The organism is Spirosoma sp. 48-14, assembly GCF_001898575.1.
Taxonomy (GTDB): Bacteria; Bacteroidota; Bacteroidia; order Cytophagales; family Spirosomataceae; genus Spirosoma.
Window position 1 is genome coordinate 607543 of the sequence record NZ_MKUD01000001.1, and the last position, 16918, is coordinate 624460.

Annotated in this window: 16 protein-coding genes; 4 read left to right on the plus strand and 12 right to left on the minus strand. The window is 47.8% G+C overall.

Features of this window, described 5'->3' with window-relative positions; all coding sequences use genetic code 11:
* The first annotated feature begins 121 nt into the window (after positions 1-121).
* Positions 122-877, plus strand: coding sequence for an SDR family oxidoreductase (locus tag BGO59_RS02415; protein WP_293679866.1), 756 nt, complete (start codon positions 122-124; stop codon positions 875-877).
* Between the two features lie 88 nt (positions 878-965).
* On the opposite strand, the gene BGO59_RS02420 is transcribed toward BGO59_RS02415, so the two are convergent.
* The 6 genes from BGO59_RS02420 to lysM form a co-directional block, all read right to left on the minus strand.
* Positions 966-2735 carry a glycoside hydrolase family 9 protein gene (locus tag BGO59_RS02420; RefSeq protein WP_293679869.1) on the minus strand — a complete coding sequence of 590 codons (1770 nt, stop codon included), beginning with the start codon at positions 2733-2735 and terminating at the stop codon, positions 966-968.
* Positions 2736-2799: 64 nt separating this feature from the next.
* On the minus strand, positions 2800-4143 hold the full coding sequence (locus tag BGO59_RS02425) for an alpha-L-fucosidase (protein ID WP_293679872.1): 1344 nt from the start codon (positions 4141-4143) through the stop codon (positions 2800-2802).
* A gap of 84 nt (positions 4144-4227) precedes the next feature.
* Positions 4228-5313 carry a M20 family metallo-hydrolase gene (locus BGO59_RS02430; protein ID WP_293679875.1) on the minus strand — a complete coding sequence of 362 codons (1086 nt, stop codon included), beginning with the start codon at positions 5311-5313 and terminating at the stop codon, positions 4228-4230.
* A gap of 125 nt (positions 5314-5438) precedes the next feature.
* A complete protein-coding gene (locus BGO59_RS02435; protein WP_293679878.1) occupies positions 5439-6323 on the minus strand; it encodes a trypsin-like peptidase domain-containing protein in 885 nt (294 codons plus the stop codon).
* Positions 6324-6757: 434 nt separating this feature from the next.
* Positions 6758-7669: a DUF937 domain-containing protein gene (locus BGO59_RS02440; protein WP_293679881.1), complete on the minus strand. Its 912-nt coding sequence runs from the start codon at positions 7667-7669 to the stop codon at positions 6758-6760.
* Positions 7670-7822: 153 nt separating this feature from the next.
* Positions 7823-8290, minus strand: coding sequence for a peptidoglycan-binding protein LysM (lysM, locus tag BGO59_RS02445; RefSeq protein WP_293679884.1), 468 nt, complete (start codon positions 8288-8290; stop codon positions 7823-7825).
* Between the two features lie 214 nt (positions 8291-8504).
* Between lysM and BGO59_RS02450 the strand changes: the two genes are divergently transcribed.
* A complete protein-coding gene (locus BGO59_RS02450) occupies positions 8505-9833 on the plus strand; it encodes an SGNH/GDSL hydrolase family protein (RefSeq protein ID WP_293679887.1) in 1329 nt (442 codons plus the stop codon).
* Positions 9834-9837: 4 nt separating this feature from the next.
* A complete protein-coding gene (locus tag BGO59_RS02455) occupies positions 9838-10635 on the plus strand; it encodes an outer membrane beta-barrel protein (protein ID WP_293679890.1) in 798 nt (265 codons plus the stop codon).
* 60 nt (positions 10636-10695) lie between these two features.
* Here BGO59_RS02455 and BGO59_RS02460 read toward each other — a convergent pair whose 3' ends face one another.
* Together BGO59_RS02460 and BGO59_RS02465 are read right to left on the minus strand one after the other, a co-directional pair.
* A complete protein-coding gene (locus BGO59_RS02460) occupies positions 10696-11310 on the minus strand; it encodes a PliI family lysozyme inhibitor of I-type lysozyme (protein WP_293679892.1) in 615 nt (204 codons plus the stop codon).
* A gap of 61 nt (positions 11311-11371) precedes the next feature.
* Positions 11372-11710: a helix-turn-helix domain-containing protein gene (locus BGO59_RS02465; RefSeq protein WP_293679895.1), complete on the minus strand. Its 339-nt coding sequence runs from the start codon at positions 11708-11710 to the stop codon at positions 11372-11374.
* Positions 11711-12163: 453 nt separating this feature from the next.
* On the opposite strand from BGO59_RS02465, the gene miaA reads away from it, so the two are divergent.
* Positions 12164-13051 carry a tRNA (adenosine(37)-N6)-dimethylallyltransferase MiaA gene (gene miaA, locus BGO59_RS02470; RefSeq protein WP_293679897.1) on the plus strand — a complete coding sequence of 296 codons (888 nt, stop codon included), beginning with the start codon at positions 12164-12166 and terminating at the stop codon, positions 13049-13051.
* Between the two features lie 43 nt (positions 13052-13094).
* Here the strand turns inward: miaA and BGO59_RS02475 are convergent, their stop codons facing one another.
* From BGO59_RS02475 to BGO59_RS02490, 4 genes are all read right to left on the minus strand, one after another.
* Positions 13095-13388, minus strand: coding sequence for a rhodanese-like domain-containing protein (locus tag BGO59_RS02475; protein ID WP_293679900.1), 294 nt, complete (start codon positions 13386-13388; stop codon positions 13095-13097).
* Between the two features lie 80 nt (positions 13389-13468).
* Positions 13469-15439 (minus strand): T9SS type A sorting domain-containing protein, encoded by a 1971-nt coding sequence (locus BGO59_RS02480; RefSeq protein ID WP_293679903.1) that lies wholly within the window; start codon positions 15437-15439, stop codon positions 13469-13471.
* 23 nt (positions 15440-15462) lie between these two features.
* On the minus strand, positions 15463-16236 hold the full coding sequence (locus BGO59_RS02485) for a PASTA domain-containing protein (protein ID WP_293679905.1): 774 nt from the start codon (positions 16234-16236) through the stop codon (positions 15463-15465).
* 62 nt (positions 16237-16298) lie between these two features.
* Positions 16299-16916: a riboflavin synthase gene (locus BGO59_RS02490; RefSeq protein WP_293679908.1), complete on the minus strand. Its 618-nt coding sequence runs from the start codon at positions 16914-16916 to the stop codon at positions 16299-16301.
* Positions 16917-16918 lie beyond the last annotated feature (2 nt).

Below are 16918 nucleotides of genomic sequence, written 5' to 3' on the forward strand. Positions count from 1 at the left end.
TTATCAGGATTCTACCTGTATACGCTCATAATACCAGCCCGAACGATACCCTTCCTTTGCATTGTCAACGTAAGATATTCATGGAAGGCATTAAGTAGATGTCTTCCCAACAAACAAGGTTATGGATCAGGACTTAGCAGGAAAAACAGCCTTAGTAACCGGAGCGGCTTCGGGTATTGGTAAAGCCACCGCCATCTTATACGCTCAACATGGCGCCAATGTAATACTATCGGATGTCGATGAGGTACAGGGCCAACAGGTTACCGAAGAAATACTGGCCAGCGGTGCCAAAGCCCGCTTTTTAAAAGCCGATGTAGGCGACCCAGCCCAGTGCCAGCAATTGATACAGGAAACAATTAAGACTTTTGGCACGCTTGATATTGCTTTCAACAACGCAGGCATTGGTGGTGAGATGAATATGACCGGCGATTACTCGATTGAAGGCTGGCACCACATCATCAATGTTAACCTCAACAGCGTATTCTATTGCCTGAAATACGAACTGGAAGCTATGCTTAGCCAGAATACGGGCGGTTCCATTATCAACATGGCGTCGATTTTAGGGCAGGTCGGTACGGCGTCGGCTCCCGGTTATGTGGCTGCCAAACATGGCATTCTGGGCTTAACCCAAACGGCTGCTATCGAGTATGCGCCCAAAGGTATTCGGATCAATTCGGTGGGTCCGGGTTATATCGATACGCCTTTGTTGCGCATCCTGCCCGACGAAGCCCGCAAGATGCTGGTTGCCCTTCACCCCATTGGTCGGCTGGGCCGGTCCGAAGAAGTGGCCGAACTGGTTGTCTGGCTTTCGTCCGATAAGGCTTCGTTCGTCACAGGCTCCTATTACCCCGTCGATGGCGGGTATCTAGCTCAGTAACGCGAGTGGAAACCCGCGATTGGGTCAACGATCACGGGTCTCCACCCGCGTTACTAGCCTCTAATGCATGCATGGGCTATGCCTCTCATTACTTACTGGGCATTTCACGCTGGAGCGCTTCAATGGCAGTCGTCAGATACACCATTGGGGCGTTCCAGTTGATGGCAATTTCGTTCGACGCATACGAGCACGACTGATCCAGATACACTTCGTCGGCGATGGTTGTGGTATAGCCCGAACACTTATCCTGCCGCGCGGCATTGGCGTTGGTACCACCCGATAGCAGACCGGGAACAGGTGCTTCGATGCCATCGGCTACCGAAGGGCGGTGGTGCGGATTCAGCGTTGACTTATACCCAAAACCCGTTAAAAACGAGTATCCTACGGCATTACGGCCCAATAAATAATCGAGATTGGTCAGGGCATACGTTAGGTATTTTTTATCCGCTGTCTGCCGATACGCCTGAATGAGCGCAATGCCCTGGTTAGCCGCCACCGAACTACTTCCCCAGATAAAATCCTTCGCCGATTTGCCCATAACGGTCCCAAATGCCTGTTCGTCGGTACCCGCAATCAATTCGTCCGCCAGTTTCAGGATATGCTTTCTGGCCGAAACGAGTTCGGTTCGACTCTGAAATGCCTTGTCTTTAGCAAAGCGACCCAGGGTATAATAGGCCAGCGTCCGAACCTGAGGCCAGGCGGGTAAAGGCGTATTATCGTCGGGAAACAGGTTCACGGCTGTGGCATACGTATCCTTTTTTGTCGTAACAAACAGTTCCGTAGCCGCCCAGATCCACTCGTCGCTGGCACTTCGGTCTTCGTAGCTTCCGGTGGTTACGTCGGGGTCGAACTGCTTGTTCATCTCGTTCTGCCGATAATACAGTTCAGGGTTCTTTTGCGCCCACTGCCAGGCTGTTTCAGCGGCTGTCAAGCAGGAGTCGGCCAGGCCGGGGAGTTCTCGGGAAAAGGGCCTATACACGCGGGCAGCTTGAGCCATGACAGCAGCAAAATCGAGGGTGGCCGTTATACTTTTCTGAACCACGTAGCGATCTTTAGTAGCCTTATCGGGCATAACCATCCCATCAAATCCGGCATTGGTCAGTTTATGGTATACACCGCCATCGGCCGGGTCCTGCATGGTCAGCATCCAGCGCAAATTCCAGAGCACTTCATCCAGCAAATCGGGGATGGCGTTCGAACTTTCGGGAATATTCGTTTTCAGAGATTTACAGTAGGCCGGAAAATCTTCGTACAACGACAGAAGCGTACCCATCGTAATGCCGGAATTGACGATGTACTTATTGTAATCACCTGCATCGTACCAACCACGGGGCGACGAAATGGTAGTCCCAACGGGCCGACTGGCCGAAGCCGCTGACGGATGGATGAACACCCGCGTATCGGGATGCCCCGCTGGGCGGCTCCATTTACCAGAAAAGGTTGCCGGTAAGTCAGTCGATACCCGTTGATAATAAAAGCCTTTCAACGACCCAATGGCAGCAGCCCGGTGTACATCCGGTTCAATCCGAAAAGGAGCCGAATGTCCTAGTCCGGGAATACTGACCACAAACGTACCGGCTGTTTTAAGGGCTGAAAAATCAGCCGTATGCGTCTTTTTGCCAGAGATGGCATTCGTCCGGGGTAGGCTGAGCATGCCTTTAAACACGACCTTTTTGCCATCGGAAGTTGTTATCTCAAACGCCCCTGACGCTTGCCCAACGACAATAGCGACCTTTGGTGCGTTTGGGTAAAAACCAAGCTGGTTCAGACGGATTGAATCAGATAAGGACTGCGCAGATACGCTTAACAGATTTCCCACAAGGAGAATCGTCAGCACAACGACAAATGGAGCTTTCACCGGCAATAAGGAAGGGTTTATAATACGCCCGAAAAGCTAAACCTTCCGGGAGAGCTCGCGTATGTTACTCTCGCGACGACGCTTTATAAACACCTACTTCAGCTAACTCTACTGATCCATTTGCATTATTAATGAACAAACGAAGCTTCGTTGATTTCACAGCCGGAAAGCGCAGCAGCCGTTTGTAGCCTACAGTTGTAAAGGTTTGCAGAGGTTGCCAATCGGAGCCATTCCAGTATTCGACCCGGCCACTAGCTATTCGTTGGCCGTTGGCGATATTTTCCTGAATCGAAATCCGGTCGAACTCTGCTTCTTTTCCCAACTCAATAACCAGTGGCTGATTCGCCGATAGAGTCGTAAACGTAGCCAGTTTTTTATCGGTCAGTTTAGGCTGCTTAGCTACCAGATTGGTCTTGAAGGTTTCGTCAAGAATACTCCGAAACTCCTTCAAACTGGCCAGATCAGGCTCCGAGAATAACCCCTCCCGATTGGGCGGCACATTGAGCAGCAGCAAACTGTTCCGGCCAACGGACTGGTAATACAAATTCACCAGGTTCTTACCCGAGCGCACTTTGGTGTCTTCGGATGCATGATAAAACCAGCCCGGACGGATCGATACGTCGGTTTCTGCCGGAACCCATTGCTTACCAGCCGCATCGCCCCGATTGAGGTATTTTGAATCCGCTACGCCCGGAGCCAATCCTTCCGTATTGATGGTCGACCAGCAGGTTTCTCCGGCGTTACCAGCTTCGTTGCCCACCCAGCGTACATCAGGGCCTGCATCGGAAAACATCACCGCATTCGGCTGTAACTCACGAACCAGTGCCCAATAGCCAGCAAAATCGTAGGTCATGTCTTTGGCATTTTCGCCTTTGGCACCATCGAACCAAACCTCCGAAACAGGACCGTAGTTGGTCAACAGTTCTCGAAGCTGGCTTTTATAATAATCGTTGTAAGCGGCTGTACCATAGCGTGGTTCATGACGATCCCAGGGTGAGAGATAAACACCAAATTTCAGCCCGAATTCACGGCAGGCATCGGAAACTTCTTTCACTACATCGCCTTTCCCGTTCTTCCAGGGGCTGTTTTTGACTGAATGTTCGGTCATTTTAGACGGCCACAGGCAAAATCCATCATGGTGTTTGGCGGTAATGATTGCCATCTTAAAACCAGCTTCTTTCAGCGCCTTAATCCACTGCCGGGCATCGAGTTTGGTCGGGTTAAAAATCGCTGGACTTTCGGTTCCGTCACCCCATTCCTTATCCGTAAAAGTATTGACCGTAAAGTGCAGAAATGCAGTGGTTTCGAGGGGTTGCCAAGCTAGTTGGCGAGGGGTAGGTTTAGGTTGTGCGTTTGCCATAAAAGCGGCTAATACCACCACACAACCCATTAAAAAGGAATGACGCATAAAGGAATAGAACTAGTAATCAGTGGTAAATTTTGGCTATAAAAGTACCCAAAAAATAAGATCTCAGCGCTCTGGGCACGCTAGTCACAGCACTTGTTCCAGCATTTGGATGTACCCTTGTACACCCTCATCTATTTCGCGCAGGTAAATAAATTCATCCGCTGAGTGCGAACGGCCCGAATGGCCTGGGCCACACTTGAGCGATGGACAACTTAACAGAGCCTGATCGGAGGTTGTGGGTGAACCGTAGGTGAATCGCCCCAGCGCCAGGCCAGCCTTCACAATCGGATGATCGGCCGGAATGCTGGATGGCTTCAGACGAATAGAGCGGGGCTTCACTTCTGCCTGAATATTTGCCTGGATGGTTTCAATTACTTCTTCTAGGGTGTACTGTTCCGTCACCCGAACATCAATGGTATATGTGCAGGCATCGGGTACTACGTTGTGCTGGGTTCCGGCATTGATGATGGTTACCGATAGCTTAATTGGCCCCAGTGTAGGTGATACTTTAGGAAACTGATAATTGATCAGCCAGTTAATATCCTGGATGGCTTTATAAATCGCATTATCCCCTTCATCACGAGCCGCATGTCCACTTACCCCGTGGGCTGTGCAATCGAGCACAAGTAATCCTTTTTCGGCAATGGCCAACTGCATTTCGGTTGGTTCGCCCACAATGGCAAAATCAATGGGGGGCAGTAATGGCAACACAAGTTCCAGGCCATCCCGTCCCGAAATTTCCTCTTCGGCGGTAGCAGCCATCACCACATTATACGCCATATCGGGGCGATTGTAGAAATAAACGAAGGTTGCCAGTAACGATACCAGACAACCCCCTGCGTCATTACTCCCCAAACCAAACAATTTTTCATCCTGCTCCAACGGCGTAAACGGGTCCAGCGTCCAGGATTTATTTGGCTTTACGGTATCATGGTGTGAATTGAGTAATAGCGTTGGCTTCGTTGCATCGAAATACTGATTCTGAGCCCAAAGGTTATTTTTCAGTCGTTGAAAAGGGATGTGTTTCTCCTGAAAAAACGCTTCGATAAGGGCTGCTGTCTGGGCCTCTTCCCGGCTGAACGAAGGGGTTGAAATCAGTCGTTTGAGCAAGGCGAGCGCTTCTGCCGAAAGAGTAGCCTGCGTTGAGTTGTTCGCGATTAGCTGAGACATAGAATAGAGCGTTGGCCGCCCAAAGATACGACCAATGCTTGATAAGCAGTCAGAACCTGTCAGAAGTAACCGGTTGATTGTTGTCAAGGCTGGAACCTTACAGTCGTCAACCCATTGTCATTCAGCTAGCCTTCGTAATAGTTGACGCCTTTCTCCCGCAGAAACGCTTTTATCACATCGACGTGCACACAACGACCTACGTTCAGAAATGGATAGTTGGAAACACGCCTTTTCCGACCATTAACCAGCACTTCGTGATCTTCAATATCAAAGCCCAGATGGAGGTGAGTCGTGGACGACTGCATACCAAAAATAAGGCCATTCGTATCGAAAAGCGGGCCGCCACTTTGGCCCCGCAATCCGGGCGTACTCATTTCAATACCTAGTACCCCTCGATTATCGGTCGTCAAACGGGTTACAATACCATCGATTGGAAACGACGGCGACAATATCCGTCCAGTTGTATCCCATTCGATATCATCTATGGATGGATTGTAGCGAAAGTTGGTAAACTCAGGAAAGGGGTAGCCTAATCGACACAAACTACGGCCCGGCTTTATGCGCGACGTATCACGCAGAAACGTGGCATAGGAATTATAGAGTACACGCTTATAGCCTTCAAACCGAAGAATTGCCAGATCCTGAGTGGGGTGTCGGTCAATATTGAGTCGCTGAAACTGGTCAACACAGCCAATGAAATTATTGCGGATACGAATAATCGTATCCGGGCTTAACTTGTATTTGGTTTCGAGCTGGCTGATCAGGTGATTCGCGTTTTTCTCCCGTAGTACATCGCGCCGAGCGCCCTGGAATTCACGATAATTCTGAAAAATGGCATCTGCCTGCGCCACTAAATCGGCCACATGCTTGCAGGTAATGGCGCACGCTTCTTCGTTTACAAAAAATAAGGTTGCCGTTCCTGGTATAATACCATCATGTCCGTACAGGCGAACAATCGAATGCAGTGGACGGGTAAATGAATCAACGCGTTCTATGGCGTCAACAAACATAATAAGTCAGTGTACAAGTGCGTAAATAAGGCTGCAAGTTAACCAATACCAAAGCACTCAGACACCAACTTATCGACCAGCCCGATTATTTTTTAGGTTTTACTTCAACCTCGTCGGGTACCACAGCTCCCCCAGCATTAGCACTATCGGGAGGGGCCTGCTCTGGTGCATTCAGCGTGTTGGTCGTCGTATCACTCTGCCAGCCAAATACCGAACTATCACTACCAGTTGTAGCGGTATCGCCCGATGTTTCTTTATTACCTGACGAACAACTCCAGCCTACTAAACTTTAGCCAATCAGTAAGAATGCCCATACCCAGATCCGCATTCGATTACTAATTTGATAGATCATACTTCAACGTTGAGAAAAAGTTGTGTTCCTAATTATCAATTACCTGATTGAAAATTGGCCGGCCGCTCATTACACTAGATGATTAGCGATTTGAGCCAGAAGAGTCACGCGTGCCTAATGGGCCAGATGCCGTTGAGTCGGTCGTTTGCCCATTGGCTTCCTCAATACTCTGTTTGGTAGCGGCCGATGTATCTTCAACGGCATTCGACTCTACGGTCCGGGTCGAGTCCGTGCTAACCCCGTCTGTGCCGTTCTGATTCTGGCTACATTTCTGAATCAACAGCGCCAATACCAGCACAGCAATCGCAACCATAGCCCATCGTAACCAGCGCACGTTTTCGTGACGACGTTCTCCTTCAGGGCTTTTCGGAATATTTGGATTAATGACGTTATTACTCAGATTATCTGTACCCTGCACCTCAGTCTGCGGCCCTGCGGGGGTTACAAGCTCATCAAATCCCATCAGCCTTCCAACCTCTTCCAGACCTTTGGGCAACATCTGACGAAACTCCGTGGCCTGACCCAGTAATAGTGTTTTCAGGTTTTCGGCCGTCAACCCTTTTTCCTGCTCTTGGCGACCCAAAATACCCATCAGAATTGTACTGATCTGCGCCAGCACTTCGAATGCAGACTGCGGTTTAGCTCCGCCATACAAGCTAATCAGCTCAGTAACGTTGGTCAGATTATCGCCAAAAATATGATTTAGAAAATCACGCCCGGATGCAGTAGCCTCGGCAGTTGCCAACTGATTACCAATCACCTGGCTCAGATCTAGTGGTGTATTTCGGTAATCGTTATTATCTAAAAAGTGAATAAGGGCTGTAGCTCCACCCGTAGCCTGAATACGACGAGTGAGACCGCCCAATAGTGTTGGCAGGGCTCCATCGATAACTTTCTGGATTGTAGCCGACGATTCGTTTAGTTCAAGGCCAAGCTGGTCAATTACAGCTGGCGTAAACTGTTCTTTCAGGTATGAAATTAAATGAACGGCCATGAGTTTTTAGTACGTTGAGACCAATAGAACCACTCATATGCCGAAATGTTATTTCTGTAATGTATTTGTCATGGTAAAGGGCCGAAGGAATATCCTGTTGATCAACAGGATATTCCTTCGGCCCTTTACCATGACAAATGTTGAAACGCTATTTTACAGTTGTGGAATCCGCAGAACCTGATCAGGATAGATCTTGTCGGGATCGCTCAACATAGGCTTATTGGCTTCGAAAATAATGCCGTACTTCATTGGGTCGCCATATACTTCCTTCGCGATTTTCGACAGGGAGTCGCCCGATTTTACGGTATAGTATTTTCCTTCAGGAGCTGGTGTGTCTACCGTCAGTTGGTTATCAACAGCCGATACCCCCTCAACGTTACCCACAGCCAATGCAATTTTCTCAGCATCTTCCTGCGTTTTGACTGAGCCTGTTATGGTAACTGTATCTCCTTTGGTTTTTACGGTCAGGCTATTGTACGCAAGTCCAAGTTGCTTCACATGGTCGAGTAATGCCTGTGCCCGAACAGGTTCTACTTTCTCTGCCTGAACTGGATCGGGGGCAGCTTCTTCCTTGTGAAAAATTTTTTCGCCTACTCCTTTGAAAAACGATAAAAGACCCATTGGTTTAGAATGATTTAAAATGAAACATGCAGTAACGGTTGGCAAGTACGCGAACCCATCTCAGACAAACAACAGTTGTGGATGATGGTTTGTTTACTACCTTCCGGTTCATCATTGTCATTTGACGCAGAATGAGTCGACTGGTAACAGAAAGCCGTTACTTTTGCGTTCTTTTTTTACAATTTCTTATTATTCAAATAAACTATACACCCGAATGCATGCTGCTAACCGATTTCGATGGGCTCTTATAGTAACCGTACTGGTTAGTGTAAATGCCTGTACGAATAATGACATTGATCCGAACGGGTCGGGCACAGGCGCTGCTCCGACGAAAGGTTCGGCTGATTTTACGAAGTATGTAGCCGTAGGTAATTCATTGACCTCTGGCTACGCCGACAATGGACTTTACCGCGACAGTCAGCTCAATTCGTATCCGAATATATTGGCAGGTCAATTCAAAACGGTTGGCGGTGGCGATTTTATTCAACCTTTGTTCTCAGAAGCGCAGGCCGCCGGGTCGGGCTATCTCAAGCTGATTAAAGTACCAAACCCTTCAGACCCGACCTCGCTGGCCAGTTCGCTGGGCCAGGTGGCTCCGGCAGCTATTCGGGGAACAAGCCCTGGAAGTGGCGGACCACTTTACACCAAATTTACGGGAGCCAACCAAAATCTGGGTGTCACTGGTATTCGGACGGCCGATATACTGTCACCGGGTTACGGCTCCTCCATTGGTAACCCGTACTTTGAACGCCTGTTGCCCGACCAAAGCTCGACAACCTATTTTCAGTATGCCAGTGATAACTTGAACGGAGCTACATTTTTCACCTGCTGGCTGGGTAACAACGATGCGTTAGGGTATGCGTTGGGGGGTGGAGTAAGTGCCGATAACCTGACCTCCACGACGCTCTTCACCACAAACTTCACCGCCATCATGAACAAACTGACCGAAGGCGGGCGAAAAGGTGTTGTAATTGGTATTCCCAATATCATGATAACCCCGTATTTTACAACCGCCACCGATCAGATTAACGCGTTATTGAAAGTACAGGGCTTATCAGGGCTGGCGATCAGCTCGAAATCGGCACCGGGTGGGGTACGGATGTCCGGATCGGGCGATTATTTTCTACTTTCTATTGCCTCAGTACTAACTAGTTTCATTGCCAAAGGCGTTGGACTTAGTGCCTCTAATCCGGTGCCCGATCAGTATGTGCTGGATGCCAGCGAGGTAACTACCCTGAACACCCGCATCAACGAATTCAATACCATTATGAAAACACAGGCCGATGCTAAAGGATTGGTGTATGTTGATGTGAACCCCATCTTTCAGCAACTGGCACAAACTGGTGGTTATAACCTGAACGGCATCACCTATTCATCAACCTATATTCAGGGGGGTGTTTTTAGTCTCGATGGTATTCACCTGACCCCTGCTGGCTATGCTATGGTGGCCAACGAGATCATAAAGGGCATAAATGCAAAATATAGTTCAACGATTCCTCAGGTCAATCCAGCCAACTACCGTCGGGTGTTGCTGCAACAATAAATTTATGAGATTATACCAGTTTTCATTCGTTCTATTACTTAGCCTGACAACATCGGCAGTAATGGCACAAACGTCGGGTCGTAGTATCGAACTCGGCATCAAAGGAGGAGGTACTTTTACACATGGTTTTACGACTGTCCCCGGCCAAACGGTAGGCAGTGTTAAAATACCGGATCTGGAAAATAAAAATAATGGAATCGGATACGGTTATTCAGGCGGTTTGTGGGTTCGTAAAAATTTTGAGAAATTTTTCATTCAGGCCGAAGTAACCTACAACCGATTTGTACTGAAACAAAAAGCAGCCATTACGGTCGATGTAAATGCCAATGCTGCACTGGCCAATGCACTACCCGTTAGTGTGCAACCGGGCTTACTAAATGCATCGTTAAATGTTGTCTCTGAATCAATTCTGGAAGCGGTAGATGTACCCATTCTGATCGGGAAACGCTGGATGAATGGAAAGCTTCGCGGGTATGCCGGGCCAAACTTTATTTTCGTTCAGAAAGCGCAGGCGAATCGAACCACTAGTGGGGCCATCAACGCCAATTCGAACATCAATTTTCCACAAACTGATATTCCGCCTACTACAGGTAGTACCAACCTACTCAATAAATACGAAGCGCAGAATCTGGAGGTAAAAGATTTCACGTATGCGCTGGAACTGGGAGTAGGTTATACTCCACTGCCATTTCTGGATGTTGATGTCCGTTATGCAGCACCCGTAGGTGGTGTTTATAAAGACTCGGGCATCAAGGGGTTTCTGGGAATAGCCACTGTTTCGCTTGGCTTCAAAGTATTTTAATTCAGATATGCATCAGTCGATAGTCAGCGGTTAAACCATGTATCGACTGATGCGTATAACTTATTCAGGAACAAGCGCATAATTTGGCCCGGCAGGCTGAAGATGATACTGCATCATACGATACCCTCCCGAGGGTTCAGCATTAGCGTCACCATCCTGATAGATCGGGTACTTTCGGCACAAAATATCTCGCTCTACCCAAAGGCTATCGTGTCCCATATAGCCAGGGGTCTTACTTAGTTGCCAGTTAGGTATCGCAATATCCGCTTTGCGTTCGGGCAAAAACTGCCAGGCGTATACCCGGCCAAATGAGCCACTGCCATCGCTGGTGCTATACACGTATAACTCCGGAAAACGGTTACCATCCAAGTCAGCCACTTCGGCCCCAACGACTGCCCCATCAATTCGAACCTGAAAATTGGTAAGCAATAACTCACCCCGGTACGCTTTAATCGTTGCCTGCCGTACCCTCCCGGTATCGGAAGAAGTCACCGAGAAGGTATAGATATTAAACCGAAGTTGTTTGCTGTATTGAGGGGCTACCACCAACGGATCGGCCAGATAAGTCATCGCATCAGCCGAAACCCATTTCGTACCAACGTGCTGTAGCCCGCCTTGCCCCAGTTGGATAAGCCCCAATAGACCCAGAAACAGACAACCCACTTGTATACTCATTGAATCCGCTCACGTTGTCAACTCATAACGACACGAATCCAAAAATAGTTGAATTCGCTGGTCAGGGCTGTAGAAACGCTTCACCAATAGCAGTTAACTCGAGCAAGTGGGGAAATATATGCAAGGTTGTTGCGGTAAGACTATACTCAACACGTGGCGGTACTTCGTTATACGACTTCTTTTCTATAACACCCAGTTCGACCAGTGCTTTAAGTTCCTGTATTAATACTTTTTCGCTCACTTCAGGGATCATACGCCTAAGTTCACCATATCGCCGGGCTTCAGTACCGATTTGATAAATAATGTATAACCGCCACTTTCCACAAATAATATCTAATGTTTTCTTCAGGGCTGGATGGTTAAAAAGATGGGGCTTGGGAGCGTTTATTGGTTCGTTCATGAGGAATCTTAATACTAACCTTTTGGTAAGTTAACTTACTGATTAAAAGGCACTTGTAACATCATGAGCAAATATAGATATTTTAATTTAATCTGCATCACAAACTACATTATGCCCGATTATTTGACCTTAAATCAGACACAGTAACTGTTTGTTTTTCAACAGGCAAATCAATCCAAAAATTGCTAGCATATGGTCCTATGAGAATCAAACTATAAAATGTATGTCCATAATTCCATTTTACAAGAAATAATTAACAGGCTACGGCTTACGTTGGTTTTTACCCCAACCAGTCAGTAAATAATCAACCATGTTGACCCGTTAAGCATAACCCTTTCGATGCTCAGAAAAGCCAAATAGCGCTTTACTTTGCAGCAGCATGTAGGCTTTGCTGTTAATGAAGCCAATCTTGCATACTCCCTTCGTGACAGGGTCAACCAAACGAATGATTTTGTGAAAACATTGCTTGTTATAGCTGGTCCAACAGCCGTCGGGAAAACGGCTCTGTGCGTTCGATTAGCGAAATCATTGCAAACAGATGTCGTATCGGCCGACTCCCGCCAGTTATACCGCGAATTGACCATTGGTACTGCGAAACCCACACCCGACGAAATGGAGGGCGTTCGGCATCATTTTATCAACTCACATTCTATTACCGATGCTGTAAACGCTGGGCGGTATGAACGGGAGTGCCTGGCTGTATTGGCCGACTTATTTCAGCAAAAAGATGTAGTTATTTTATCAGGAGGTACTGGCTTGTATATCAACGCGGTCTGTTTTGGACTCGATGATATGCCTACTGTCGACCCGCTACTCCGCGAGCATCTGTTAAGCCGTTTCCAAAACGAAGGGTTATCTCTGCTCCAGGAGGAGTTACGGCTGCTAGATCCGGTTTATGCCGAAACGGCCGATTTACAAAATCCAATCCGGGTGACGAGAGCACTCGAAGTCTGCTTATCGACGGGGCAACCGTATTCGTCATTTCGTCGTCGGCAGACGACCAAACGACCATTTCACCCGATTATGATTGCTCTTGACCGGCCACGCGACGAGTTATATGCTCGTATCGATGCTCGCATGGACGCCATGCTGGCCGCCGGACTAATTGATGAAGTTCAATCCCTTGCCCCCTATCGTGATCTGCCTGCCTTACAAACGGTAGGGTATCAGGAAATTTTTCCTTACCTCGATGGTACGTATGATTATGATGAAATGGTGCGTCTGCTGAAACGTAATTCCCGGCGTTACGCCAAACGCCAGTTAACCTGGTTTCGTAATCAAGGGAACTATACCTGGGTAGCTCCCGACGATGAGGAAAAAATACTAAGCTGTATGATGTGAGATGTATGCTATATTGAGGTATACATCTCACATCATATAGCATTTACTGTGCCCGATAAGCCAGCATACCACCAATTACATTCCGGACATTATTGAACCCATTTTGCTCCAGAATTTGCTGAGCCATTCCACTACGTTTCCCCGAACGGCAGAGAACAATTACCTCTTCATCTTGCAAGTCTTCAATCTCGTCCAGATTGTAGGGCAGATCGCCAAGTGGAATGAGTCGGGCACCAATATTATCGGCTTCATACTCATGTGGTTCACGCACATCAATCACATGGAGTGTTTCTCCTTTCTCAAGCCGTTCTTTCAATTCCTGTACGGAAATATCCATAATAGTCGATGGTCAGCAGTCAGTAATCAATCGGCACCACTACTTATCCTTAACGGATGGCAATCGATTAATGACTTGGGTTAATGTTGAATGATTAATTTTTGTACCACTGTCCGCTGGTCGGCAAAGAGACGAATCAAGTAAAGGCCATCGGGGAGGTGACTAAGGTCTAACGTTTGTTGCCCCCGACTTGGTTCGACAGACAATAGGGATTGCCCACCCGTATTCATTACCTCCAGCCGAGTCAATTTTGTGTTGTCCCATCGGATCAGACCAGCAGTTGGATTGGGATATACCTGAAGCAGGCTTAATGGTTCGGGCTCTGTAGTCGGAGTCAATACTCCTTTTTTATCCATTACGGGCCGAAGCATAAAAGCGCCGTTTATCTGGAAAGCGCCAAGTGGTTTCCCTGCATTGTCTTTGCGAAGATTTTGCTCCCAGTTGGCCCCTCCATTATAGAAAATATTTTCCCCAAACGGGCTATTCTTGTCAAAACCTATCCGCAACAAGCTTGTATCGGCACTGGCAATCTGCTGATAACCTACATAGAACGTATCCTGAACGATGACGTTTTTCGTAAACTTATAATCGACAAACCCATTCCGGGTTGACGGATACTGCATCGTAAATGATTGCTGATACAAAGCATTACCAGGCTTCCCTTTATTATTACCGTAAATAGAGATGACAAACGACTGTCCTGTCTGATCGGTTGTAAAAGGCACAAGACAGACTCTGACAGCCCCAACCGTATCGGGCTTGTTCAGGGCAAACCGAACCGCTACCTGCTCGCGCTGCCGGATTTGGTAGGCATATTCCCAGGCTCCATCGTCGTAAGCATAGTAATTATCGAGCACAGCTACTGCTGAAATAGTATCGTTACTAAGTAGTGTTTTGGGACTGGCGCTGAAAATTGGGTTTTGGGCATCGGCTGTTTCCAGATCGATTTCATAGCGCAATGAGGCCTTCGGCTGCGTCACATCAATCGTTATAGCTGGCTTTACGGTTCGACGCTGAAAACCATTGACAAACGTTGGTGCAGTAATGCTATTCTGCAATAGGCTACCCGTTAGTTCATCCCGCACAATAAACCGATGCGGTGTCGGTGTCGGGTTATTGATCAGGTTATTAATTACCGTACTTACTGTATCGGCAAGCTCAGCCTGTCCTTTCACTTTAAACTGTGACATGGGCATGGCTGTATACCGCTTTAATAAGGGCGTCAGCGCCTGTTGTGTCGCAATATCGATCATTTCCTTATCGTTCGCATTGCGCCCTTTATTCAAATAGACGTAATCGATATTCCAGGTATCGAACGGTCCAGAACGACGACCATAGGTTCGAAAACGGAATGCAAAAGAACCATGTAGATAATTGGCCGGAACCTGAACAAATGACTGACTAAATACGGTATCGGCCTGCCCACCGGCCTTTGCCCATATTGTTTTCCAGACACCGGCCGCATCCTTAAACTGTAACGTCAGCGAATCGGCCGTTTGAACTACGAGTGTGTCGATGTGAATCCACCGCGAAACACCACTGGCATCGACATATGGCTTGTCGTAGGGAGAGCGCCTGGTAGTTGATGTATCCGGTCTCTGAATTTGAAGAGCACCCGGATCAGGCAGTTCACCCAATCCTTTTGCCTGCCAGTAAAAGCTCAGAAAGACACCACTACTGGTTGTTAGACCCGCCAGATTAATTGGTTTTGATTCCAGCGTATCGGTATACCCTTGTTCAAGCGCAGCATTCCGCACATAAGGACGGCCGTTAGCTTGTAAACCATCGAAGGTGGCCACATTGATGGTTGGATGACCAATAGCCATCGTGTTGTTGATGTAAACCCCGCTACCTGCCACCCAACGCGCCGGATTAGGCTGAGTTGAGCCTGAACGTGCAGACGCAGAGGCAAAATCATCAAAAAATGGAAGTTGTAAGGCCGTCTGAGCCCGGGCCTCCTGGCCTAAAAAATGTATGACAGCCAGCACCAGGCCGCACAACAATTGACGGGAAATAGATGTGTATAGCAGACTACGTAACGAAATTCTCATGTGGCATTCGTGCCGGAAAGCGTTTATTGATCCGGCTCAATTGGACCCACGACCCACAAATCCATTGCTTCTCCAACGCGAATGCGTTCACCAGACCGGGCTTCGGGTCGTTGCCGAACTACTGTTCCTACTTCCTTCTCCGGGTCTTCAACAGAAATAATCGTGCCGACTTTCAGATTCGACCCCTGAATTGTCAGCTTGGCTTCGTCGAGCGGTAACCCTACAACGTTGGGCACCTCAAACATCGTACTTCCCAGGCCATCTCCCACCTCAAGATCGATCGTTGCTCCTTTTGGTACGGGAGTTCCGGGCGCAATTTCTTTACCATTATAGAGTTGCCGAAGAACTGAATTCTTCGCTACATCAGGGACATAAGTTGTTTCACCTTTTTCAAGGCCAAGCGATTTCAGATTTAACTCGGCACTTCGAAGCGTTAAATCTGTCAGATTAGGCATGGACACCATAGGTGCCATACGCTTGATGAGCGTTATGTATATTTTTCGGCCTTCTTTTACTTTAGCATTAGCCCTGGGATATTGCTGAAAAACCGTTAAAGGCTGCCAGCCAGCTACATACGCAGAATCTATTTCGTAACGAAGCCCCCGATCTTCGAGCAGGTTCTGCATTTCTTCGAAGCTAAGCTTGGTAACATCAGGCACTGTGATCGTTTGCCCGTGATTGGTTGTGAAAGGCAGGTAGACAAAGAAAAACCCCAGGAATAAAACTACCAGTAGTGACACAATGATGCCAAGTTGAATCAGCAGGTCAGAGACGGTACGAGTACTGATCTTGATCATTCAGGAGGTATAAGTCGATTTAGTAAAGTAAGTACAGGAAACGGCAACAAAGTCAGTAATTCTCATTTTACGACTTCGCCAGCTACAAAATAAGCGTTTCCCAGCATTTTTTTGATATACTTTCCAACAATATCGAACTCAAGATTAACCCGATCGCCCACAGTAAGGTCACGGAAGGTGGTATGTTCGTATGTGTACGGAATGATAGTAACCCGAAATTGATCGGGCTGTGAATTGAAAACGGTTAAACTAACGCCATTGATACAAATTGACCCTTTTTCGACCGTAATATTACCGGATTCGTCGGGTTCATACTGAAAGTCGAACAGCCAGCTCCCGTTCATATCCTGTATGTTGGTACAAACCCCCGTCTGGTCAACATGCCCCTGCACAATATGCCCATCAAATCGTCCATTAGCTGGCATACAACGTTCCAGGTTAACCCGATCGCCCACTTTCAACTGACCAAGGTTTGTTTTCCTCAGCGTTTCATCGACAGCCGTAACAGTGTAACTGCCATCGCTCACGCTAGTGACGGTCAGGCAAACTCCATTATGACTGACACTCTGATCAATTTTCAATTCGGAGGCCATATTCGATTCTATCCGAAACGTCAAGTTCGTCCCTTCTGATTCAATGGCCGATACAGTACCGGCTGTTTCTACAATACCTGTAAACATAA

Coding starts and splice junctions, on each gene's coding strand:
- BGO59_RS02415 (WP_293679866.1), top strand. CDS start 122: ATGGATCAGGACTTAGCAGGAAAAACAGCCTTAGTAACCGGAGCGGCT.
- BGO59_RS02425 (WP_293679872.1), bottom strand. CDS start 4,143: ATGCGTCATTCCTTTTTAATGGGTTGTGTGGTGGTATTAGCCGCTTTT.
- BGO59_RS02430 (WP_293679875.1), bottom strand. CDS start 5,313: ATGTCTCAGCTAATCGCGAACAACTCAACGCAGGCTACTCTTTCGGCA.
- BGO59_RS02435 (WP_293679878.1), bottom strand. CDS start 6,323: ATGTTTGTTGACGCCATAGAACGCGTTGATTCATTTACCCGTCCACTG.
- BGO59_RS02440 (WP_293679881.1), bottom strand. CDS start 7,669: ATGGCCGTTCATTTAATTTCATACCTGAAAGAACAGTTTACGCCAGCT.
- lysM (WP_293679884.1), bottom strand. CDS start 8,290: ATGGGTCTTTTATCGTTTTTCAAAGGAGTAGGCGAAAAAATTTTTCAC.
- BGO59_RS02450 (WP_293679887.1), top strand. CDS start 8,505: ATGCATGCTGCTAACCGATTTCGATGGGCTCTTATAGTAACCGTACTG.
- BGO59_RS02455 (WP_293679890.1), top strand. CDS start 9,838: ATGAGATTATACCAGTTTTCATTCGTTCTATTACTTAGCCTGACAACA.
- BGO59_RS02460 (WP_293679892.1), bottom strand. CDS start 11,310: ATGAGTATACAAGTGGGTTGTCTGTTTCTGGGTCTATTGGGGCTTATC.
- BGO59_RS02465 (WP_293679895.1), bottom strand. CDS start 11,710: ATGAACGAACCAATAAACGCTCCCAAGCCCCATCTTTTTAACCATCCA.
- BGO59_RS02475 (WP_293679900.1), bottom strand. CDS start 13,388: ATGGATATTTCCGTACAGGAATTGAAAGAACGGCTTGAGAAAGGAGAA.
- BGO59_RS02480 (WP_293679903.1), bottom strand. CDS start 15,439: ATGAGAATTTCGTTACGTAGTCTGCTATACACATCTATTTCCCGTCAA.
- BGO59_RS02485 (WP_293679905.1), bottom strand. CDS start 16,236: ATGATCAAGATCAGTACTCGTACCGTCTCTGACCTGCTGATTCAACTT.
- BGO59_RS02490 (WP_293679908.1), bottom strand. CDS start 16,916: ATGTTTACAGGTATTGTAGAAACAGCCGGTACTGTATCGGCCATTGAA.